Annotated in this window: 11 protein-coding genes and 1 other RNA gene; 7 read left to right on the forward strand and 5 right to left on the reverse strand. The window is 43.7% G+C overall.

Features of this window, described 5'->3' with window-relative positions; translation table 11 throughout:
- Window positions 1–125 precede the first annotated feature (125 nt).
- From ACM0OZ_RS39995 to ACM0OZ_RS40010, 4 genes are all read left to right on the forward strand, one after another.
- Entirely contained in the window at window positions 126–1,073 is a 948-nt protein-coding gene (locus ACM0OZ_RS39995) for a F0F1 ATP synthase subunit gamma (RefSeq protein ID WP_414588420.1), read from the forward strand.
- A 197-nt stretch (window positions 1,074–1,270) separates the two neighbouring features.
- Entirely contained in the window at window positions 1,271–2,035 is a 765-nt protein-coding gene (locus tag ACM0OZ_RS40000; RefSeq protein WP_414588421.1) for a class I SAM-dependent methyltransferase, read from the forward strand.
- Between the two features lie 89 nt (window positions 2,036–2,124).
- Window positions 2,125–2,514: a transfer-messenger RNA gene (gene ssrA / locus ACM0OZ_RS40005) on the forward strand.
- Between the two features lie 57 nt (window positions 2,515–2,571).
- Window positions 2,572–3,576 carry a hypothetical protein gene (locus ACM0OZ_RS40010; protein WP_414588422.1) on the forward strand — a complete coding sequence of 335 codons (1,005 nt, stop codon included), beginning with the start codon at window positions 2,572–2,574 and terminating at the stop codon, window positions 3,574–3,576.
- A gap of 261 nt (window positions 3,577–3,837) precedes the next feature.
- Here the strand turns inward: ACM0OZ_RS40010 and ACM0OZ_RS40015 are convergent, their stop codons facing one another.
- Complete coding sequence (locus ACM0OZ_RS40015) at window positions 3,838–4,080, reverse strand: hypothetical protein (RefSeq protein ID WP_414588423.1); 243 nt, start codon at window positions 4,078–4,080, stop codon at window positions 3,838–3,840.
- A gap of 255 nt (window positions 4,081–4,335) precedes the next feature.
- On the opposite strand from ACM0OZ_RS40015, the gene ACM0OZ_RS40020 reads away from it, so the two are divergent.
- Entirely contained in the window at window positions 4,336–4,542 is a 207-nt protein-coding gene (locus tag ACM0OZ_RS40020) for a type II toxin-antitoxin system HicB family antitoxin (protein ID WP_332995257.1), read from the forward strand.
- Window positions 4,532–4,753: a type II toxin-antitoxin system HicA family toxin gene (locus ACM0OZ_RS40025; protein ID WP_414588424.1), complete on the forward strand. Its 222-nt coding sequence runs from the start codon at window positions 4,532–4,534 to the stop codon at window positions 4,751–4,753. The genes ACM0OZ_RS40020 and ACM0OZ_RS40025 overlap by 11 nt, the downstream gene beginning before the upstream one ends.
- Here ACM0OZ_RS40025 and ACM0OZ_RS40030 read toward each other — a convergent pair whose 3' ends face one another.
- Window positions 4,754–4,894: a hypothetical protein gene (locus tag ACM0OZ_RS40030; RefSeq protein WP_414588426.1), complete on the reverse strand. Its 141-nt coding sequence runs from the start codon at window positions 4,892–4,894 to the stop codon at window positions 4,754–4,756. It abuts the gene before it with no gap.
- 271 nt (window positions 4,895–5,165) lie between these two features.
- Between ACM0OZ_RS40030 and ACM0OZ_RS40035 the strand changes: the two genes are divergently transcribed.
- A complete protein-coding gene (locus tag ACM0OZ_RS40035; protein ID WP_414588428.1) occupies window positions 5,166–5,438 on the forward strand; it encodes a hypothetical protein in 273 nt (90 codons plus the stop codon).
- A gap of 74 nt (window positions 5,439–5,512) precedes the next feature.
- On the opposite strand, the gene ACM0OZ_RS40040 is transcribed toward ACM0OZ_RS40035, so the two are convergent.
- The 3 genes from ACM0OZ_RS40040 to ACM0OZ_RS40050 form a co-directional block, all read right to left on the reverse strand.
- A complete protein-coding gene (locus ACM0OZ_RS40040; protein WP_414588432.1) occupies window positions 5,513–5,959 on the reverse strand; it encodes a type II toxin-antitoxin system VapC family toxin in 447 nt (148 codons plus the stop codon).
- A gap of 3 nt (window positions 5,960–5,962) precedes the next feature.
- Complete coding sequence (locus ACM0OZ_RS40045; protein WP_414588429.1) at window positions 5,963–6,223, reverse strand: hypothetical protein; 261 nt, start codon at window positions 6,221–6,223, stop codon at window positions 5,963–5,965.
- An 87-nt stretch (window positions 6,224–6,310) separates the two neighbouring features.
- Window positions 6,311–7,397, reverse strand: a 1,087-nt coding sequence (locus ACM0OZ_RS40050; RefSeq protein WP_414588430.1) for a HEAT repeat domain-containing protein, incomplete at its 5' end; no start/stop codon positions are given.

Raw genomic sequence — 7,397 nt, forward strand, 5'->3', positions numbered from 1 at the left:
TGACTTCCAAATTCTGAATACAAAACCTTCTTGGCAACAGATAAGACAGGAGTTAGGAGTTAGAAGTCAGAAAATAGCTTCCTCCTGACTCCTGAATTGTGAATTCTGAATTCTTGTAAAAGATTATGGCTAACTTAAAAGCAATACGCGATCGCATTCAATCAGTAAAAAATACCCAAAAAATTACAGAAGCCATGCGGCTGGTAGCTGCAGCGCGGGTACGTCGCGCCCAAGAACAGGTGATTGCTACCCGTCCTTTTGCTGACCGCTTGGCTTCAGTGCTGTATGGTTTGCAAACCCGTCTGCGGTTTGAAGATGTAGACTTGCCTTTGTTGAAAAAGCGGGAAGTCAGGACAGTGGGGCTGTTGGTGATTTCAGGCGATCGCGGTCTATGCGGCGGCTACAACAACAACATTATCAAGCGTGCCGAAAATCGCACCAAAGAACTCAAGGCAGAAGGTTTTGACTACAAATTTGTCATCGTCGGACGCAAAGCCGGTCAGTACTTCCAACGTCGCGAACAGCCAATAGACGCCACCTTCACTGGCTTAGAGCAAATTCCCACCGCTGCTGAAGCCTCCAACATTGCAGACCAACTGCTTTCTTTATTCTTGTCAGAAAGCGTAGACCGGATTGAGCTTGTCTACACCAAGTTCGTCTCCTTAGTAAGTTCTCGTCCCGTGGTGCAAACCCTGCTTCCCCTTGACCGCCAAGGTCTAGAAGCACAGGATGACGAAGTCTTCCGCTTAACAACTCGCGGCGGTCAATTTGAAGTGACACGGGAGAAAGTGGCTACCCAAGTCCGTGCTTTGCCCCGCGACATGATTTTTGAGCAAGATCCAGTACAGATTCTCGATTCATTACTACCTCTGTATCTAAGTAACCAGCTGTTGCGCGCGCTGCAAGAATCAGCCGCCAGCGAACTCGCCGCGCGGATGACAGCAATGAGCAATGCCAGCGACAACGCCAAAGATCTGATTGGTTCCCTGACGCTGTCTTACAACAAAGCGCGCCAAGCCGCAATTACCCAGCAAATCCTAGAAGTTGTCGGCGGTGCCGAAGCACTAGGTTAGGAAATTGCTCATAGCAAATAAAGAATAGCTAATTGCTAGTTATTTTGATAGCAATTAGACATCTCCAGAAATTAATTGTGCTTTGTTTACGATCCTTGTAGAGACGCGCCATGGCGCGTCTCTACATTGTTTTTCACTCCTATGTCTATTAGCTATTTTTAGTTTTTGGGGCTTTTTCACCAACGGAGGCTTTTTGGATGGCACTGACAGCATATGGACCGCTGTGTAGCGAGGTTTATGACATCACAAAGCCAATTGGTGGAGAGTATCCTGACGTTCCATACTACATCAAACATCTTTCCAAAATTGGTGGCAGAATTCTTGAGGCGATGGTTGGGACGGGACGGCTACTCATCCCGCTGCTAGAAGCTGATTTGAACGTTGAGGGCATTGATTCCTCAGAAGATATGCTTGCTTCTTGCCGTCAGCACTGTACGCAAAGGGGGTTGACACCAGTTCTCCATCATGGTTATGTAGAAAATCTTGACCTAAGCGGCAAATTCAAGGCGATCGTCGTGTCCTTCGGTTCGTTTATGTTGCTAGAGAAGCGAAATGCTGCTGTCGCCGCCCTGCAAGCTTTTGCAAAACACCTTGAACCGCAGGGTCGAATCTTCATTGATTTGGAATTGCCCATCGAAGATTTTAAGACTGAGAACATTCTCAGGCAGCGATCGCCCATTGAATGCCCGGATGGTTCAATCATCTTGATGCAAATCACTTCTCGCATCGACTGGCTCAATCAACTCAACATGAGCGTGATTCGCTACGAAAAGTGGAAAAACGGAGAACTCATTGCCACAGAGTTACAGTGGCTTCCTCTGCACTGGTTTGGGCGAGATGAATTTATCATGTGTTTGCACGAAAACGGTTACAAAGACATCACCCTATGCGCCAACTACATTGATGGTCAACAACCAAGTTCCCACAAAGACACCTTGTGTTTCTCCGCAGTACTGGCATGAACCAGAAAACCCTATTCAAAATCTAAAATCTAAAATCCTGAGTGGCACATCTCAAAATTGCATATTATAATGAGATATATAAACCACACGGGGCTTTAACGGTTTCGACGTGGTGGCGAAAGCTGCTCTATGATTCAGGTCGAGAGTGAGTCGTCTCTCGAAAATCAAAGACTCAAAAAAAAAGTAAATGCGAACAACATCGTACCTTTTGCTCGTAAGCAAGCTGTAGTAGCTGCCTAATAATCTCTAACAGATTCGAGCGTCTCTAGTTTGACTCCGTTAAGGGCTAGAGACCAACCCCCAACGGATGCTCTAGCAAGTCTCTCTGGTTGGCTTGTTAGCTAAGACTTAACCAGAGCATCCTAGCGTTCGGGATAATGAACGTTTCCCGCCTTGAGGATCAGAAAGGCTAAGCCTGTGAATGAGTGGGGGGTCAATACCCATTGCGGACATGGGTTCAATTCCCATAAGCTCCACTTATAGATAAAAGATAGAATCCACCTGGTAAACTTATAGCTAGGTGGATTTTATTCTTTATGGCTGAATCAAAAGTAGTTGTGACTTGCCAGAACCCAGCTTGTAGCAAGGAATTTACCAAGCGACTAGCTGAATTTAATAGGAGCGAAAGGTTAGGAAGACAGCATTTTTGTTCTAAAATATGTTATGGAAAGTTTAAAGGTTTAATTAATTTTGGAGACAAGATTAATAAAGATACATCTTATTTAAGAGACATAATTAGAACAGATGATTTTTCTCCTTTTCGCTATCACTTGAAAGTGATGAGAAAGTCTGCAAAACACAGAAAGCAAGAATGCAGTGTAACCTTAGCAGAGTTGAAGCGATTGTGGGAAAAACAAAAAGGTATTTGCCCTTACACAGGTTGGAATTTAGTTCTTTTGCCTTGCACAACCGATTATGAAAGTACAGCTTTAACCACTAACAGAGCAAGTGTAGATCGCATAGACTCAACTAAAGGTTATATCCTGGATAACATCCAGTTCGTTGCTGTCATCGCTAATCTTGCAAAAAATGCTTTTACTGAAGAAGATTTAATTAACTTCTGTTTTGAAGTTTCTAAATACAGAAGCGTGAGTACAGAAAATTTTACTAATAGAAATTTAACATCCTCGTGCATCTCCACAGATTTATTTTTAGGAACTCGTAGAGATGAGTATTCGCCGTTTCGCCAGCATTTTAAATTAGCACGAAGACGAGTAAAAACTCATGGACGGGAATGCACTATAACACTGGAATATTTAAAAGAACTTTGGGAAAAGCAGGATGGAAAATGCCCGTATACTGGATGGAAGTTAGATAATCCTGAGACAACGGCTCATTGGGACAATCATCAGCTACATCCAAGAACCGCTAGTTTAGACAGAATAGACTCTTCACTTGGCTATATCTTAGGAAATGTTCAGTTTGTCAGTGTCATGGCTAACTTCGCCAAGAGAGATTTTCAAGAAGAACAACTTTTAGAATTTTGCCAAGCAGTTGCTGAGTACCAACTGACAATAGCAGGTAATATTCAAGGATTCTAGTAAGGCGATGCAGAAGCCGCCGCTATGCGTTCGCGCAGCGTGCGCCTTCGCGCACTCGCCCTTTTGACAGTGTTCCTTACCCAATCGCCTCTGACTCTCCTTTGCCTAGACGTTCATTCAAGCTATTGGCGAAACGAGTTGATCTGCTCAAATTACGGATGGTACCTGTAATATCATGTTCGCTTAATTGCCTATAATAAAACTTATTTGTAGTAAGGACTTCAGTCCTTCCTTTGTCGCTAAAGAGGACTAAAGTCCTCACTACGCTTTCAACTGGGATGCAGTTATAGCATTGATGTAGCTGAAAATCATGTCTAATTCTCCAATAGCTTCCAGTTCAGCAGCTTCTTCTTTTGTCAGTAAATCAGCTTTTTTCTTATCCAGAAGTTCTTGCATACGCAAGCCGAGTTCTTCAGTAAATTTGAAAAGATTGAGATTGTTAACTTTCTCGACTCGAATACCAGTCGTTAGCCAGGATGAGGGTTTAATTACTACTGGAGTCATAGGGTTATAGCTATTCCTTTGCTCCATCATAAAATATATGGAATAATGAGGACGAGAAGTCACCCCGAAGGATTCCAGATGGGCGTTCGCGCAGTGTGCGCCTTCGCGCACTCGCCCTTTTGACAGTCTTCCTTACCCCATCGCTTTTGACTCTCCTTTGCCGATACGTTCATTCAAGCTATTGGCGAAACTAGGAAGATGATTCTAAGGCTGTGAGACAATAAATATCACAGAAGATAATGACAGAAAAAAGTTATGAAACGAACTTTTACTGCAAGTGTATGGCAGGAGGGTAATTGGTTTGTAGCACAATGCCTAGAAGTTGATGTTGCAAGTCAGGGGGAGACTGAAGGCGAGGCATTGAATAATCTAGCTGAAGCGTTGTCACTACATTTTGAGCCACCAGTAGCTACGATAACTCCCCAAATTAAGACACTTGAGGTAGAAGTCGGTGCCGCTTAAACCACTAGCTTATCGTGAGGTGAAACGTAAATTACAGGCGGCTGGCTTTGAGGAAGTTAGCCAAAAAGGTAGTCACGTAAAGTTTGCCAAATCTACAGATGAAGGAACTCGTACAGCGATCGTACCTCATCATCGGGAAATTACTGTTGGCACGCTTAGCAGCATCTTACGGCAAGCTGGGATAAGTGTTGAAGAGTTTGACGCTTTATAATTACGTGTCGCTTTCAACTGATACTAACAGGTACTTATTGGGCGATGCAGCAAAGCGCCCGCTCCTAAGGAGCGATCGCCCTTTTGACAGTGTTCCTTGCCCAATCGCCTCTGACTCTTCTTTGCCTAGACGTTCATTCAAGCTATTGGCGAAACGAGTTTATCTGCTCAAATTACGGAGAGTACCTGTACAGTTGTTGCACTGCGTTCTGGGTTGGTGTGAAAAAATATCCAACTTGTATCTAAAATCTCGTTAAAATCTCGTTTCCAGGTTCCACCTGGAAATGCAGTTTCAGCGGCTAGTAACGCAAGTAAGCAAGGCTTGCTTTGCAATGGTATTTTCGGTCAGAGGCTGGAAGCCAAGATTTGACGATTATACAATGATTAAAGGACAAAAAGTAGGTGTAATTGTTATGCAATCTATTTTCTGGAGTGTGGAAGAAGTTGCTCTAAGAGCCAAACAGTTTTACGAAAACGATATTCGTCAATATGTTGAGCACGGCGATAATATTGGTAAGATGATTGTGATTGATGCAGAGACTGGCGAATATGGAATCGATCCAACTGGTGTAGAGACAGCGTTAAAGTTAAAACACCAAAAACCAAACGCTAGATTGTTTACTATACGGATTGGTTATGACGTTGCTGTAAGCTTTGGTGGCGCAATGGAACGTATTGCCAAATGATTTATGGAAAAGTGATTGATGGTAGAGCAATAGTTCCAGTGGTTTTTCGTTTACCTTCAAGAGCCAGATTTTTCTTATAACCAAGATTCCACCAGAAAAGGCTGTGCTTGCCGAATGCGGACAAAATCGCTGTCAGCAGAAACAAGGATGAGATTGTGCTGAATTGCTGTTGCTGCAATCCAGAGATCATGATCATCAAATCCCAAATCTCCAATACTTGTACTCCGACGTTTATTTTTATCTTTAGGGGCAAACTGATTAAAAACTGCTGCTTTGAGTTGACTGTAAAAAATAGCGGTTTCTTCGTCAATGAAATACAAGTCAACACTCATCAAAAATGCTTGAACAGCAGCAAGGTTTTGGGCTTGTCGTTCTGATTTTTCGGTCATGTAGAGCAGTTCACCGTAAGTGATGATACTGATACCGATGTCACTGACAGAACGAGATTGCAGAGCAGCAATGACGTTAGGGGTGTTATTGATGATGTAACTGCAATGGTTGGTATCTAATAGATACGACAGAAATCAAAACTGGGCTTTAGAACGGGTTTCTTTTACCAAGCCAAGACAGTCTTCCAAATCATTGCCTTGCCAGGTTCCAGCAAATTTCAGCAGTTCACCCGCCTTAGTTCCTCGTTTAATTGGAGCCAGCCGACGAAGTGGGCGTTGATTCATGGTACTTTTGCTTTGGAGGGAATCCAGGAAGTCGCTGACTAAAGAAAGTTGTTCGGGTGGCAATTGGGCTAGTTGTTGTTCGATTTTTTGACGCAGTTCCGGGTAAGTCATTAGCAACTCGCTATTTCGATTACCTATCTTTTTGGACTTCTTAATTTTAGCCCCAGACTTCCAGTCTCAAGGATGAGGAAAATTTACTTACTGCTGTCGCTGGATATGTGTAGGATTATTCACATTATGTGAAACTATGAAGCGAACTAAAGCAAAGATGGATAGCCCCAAAAACAAGCACAAAGCAATTTGCCACCAAGGATATCGAGCAAATCGAATTGCTAATTTTATGTCAAAGGGATGATGCCAAGCTTGATAAAAAGCTGAGTAGGACATATTTTGGGCGCAGTGCCAGATAACTCTGTAACGCTCTTCGTTTGGTTTGGAGTCATCCCTCAAGTCAATGACAACTTTCGCCATCTGATCTGCTGGCAAAATCTTTTCTAAGCTATATGCCGCTTGCCTACGGGTGAATTCATCCTGAGAGTGGGCGATTAAGTCTACCAAAGCAGCGATCGCACTTGAGTTGCCAACAGCTATTTTCCCTAAGCTAGATGCCGCTTGCCTACGGGTGGATTCATCCTCAGAGGTGGCGATTAACTTTACCAAAGCAGTGATCGCACTTGAGTTGCCAGGATCTATTTGCCCTAAGCTATCTGCTGCTTGCCTACGGGTGTCTTTATCCTGAGAGTTGTCGATTAAGTTTACCAAAGCAGCGATCGCAGTTTGGTTGCCAGGATCTATTTTCCCTAAGCTATCTGCCGCTAGCCTACGGGTGCCTTGATCCTGTGAGGTGGCGATTAAGTTTACCAAAGCAGCGATCACATCTTCGTTGCCAACAGCTATTTGCCTTAAGCTCTGTACCGTTCGACTACGGGTGTGTTCCTCCTGAGAACTGTCGATTAAGTTTACCAAAGCAGCGATCACACTTGAGTTGCCAGGATCTATTTTCCATAAACTTTCTGCCGCTCGCCAACGGGTGGATTCAAATTGTGAGGTGGCGATTAACTTTACCAAAGCATCTATCGCACCTTCGTTGCCAACAGCTATTTCCCCTAAGCTCTCTGCCGCTCGCCAACAGGTGGATTCAGATTGTGAGGTGGCGATTAACTTTACCAAAGCATCTATCGCACCTTCGTTGCCAGGATCTATTTTCCATAAACTTTCTGCCGCTCGCCAACGGGTGGATTCAAATTGTGAGGTGGCGATTAACTTTACCAAAGCATCTATCGCA

This window comes from Scytonema sp. PCC 10023 (assembly GCF_963920835.1).
In the GTDB taxonomy this organism is placed as follows: Bacteria; Cyanobacteriota; Cyanobacteriia; order Cyanobacteriales; family Nostocaceae; genus Kalymmatonema.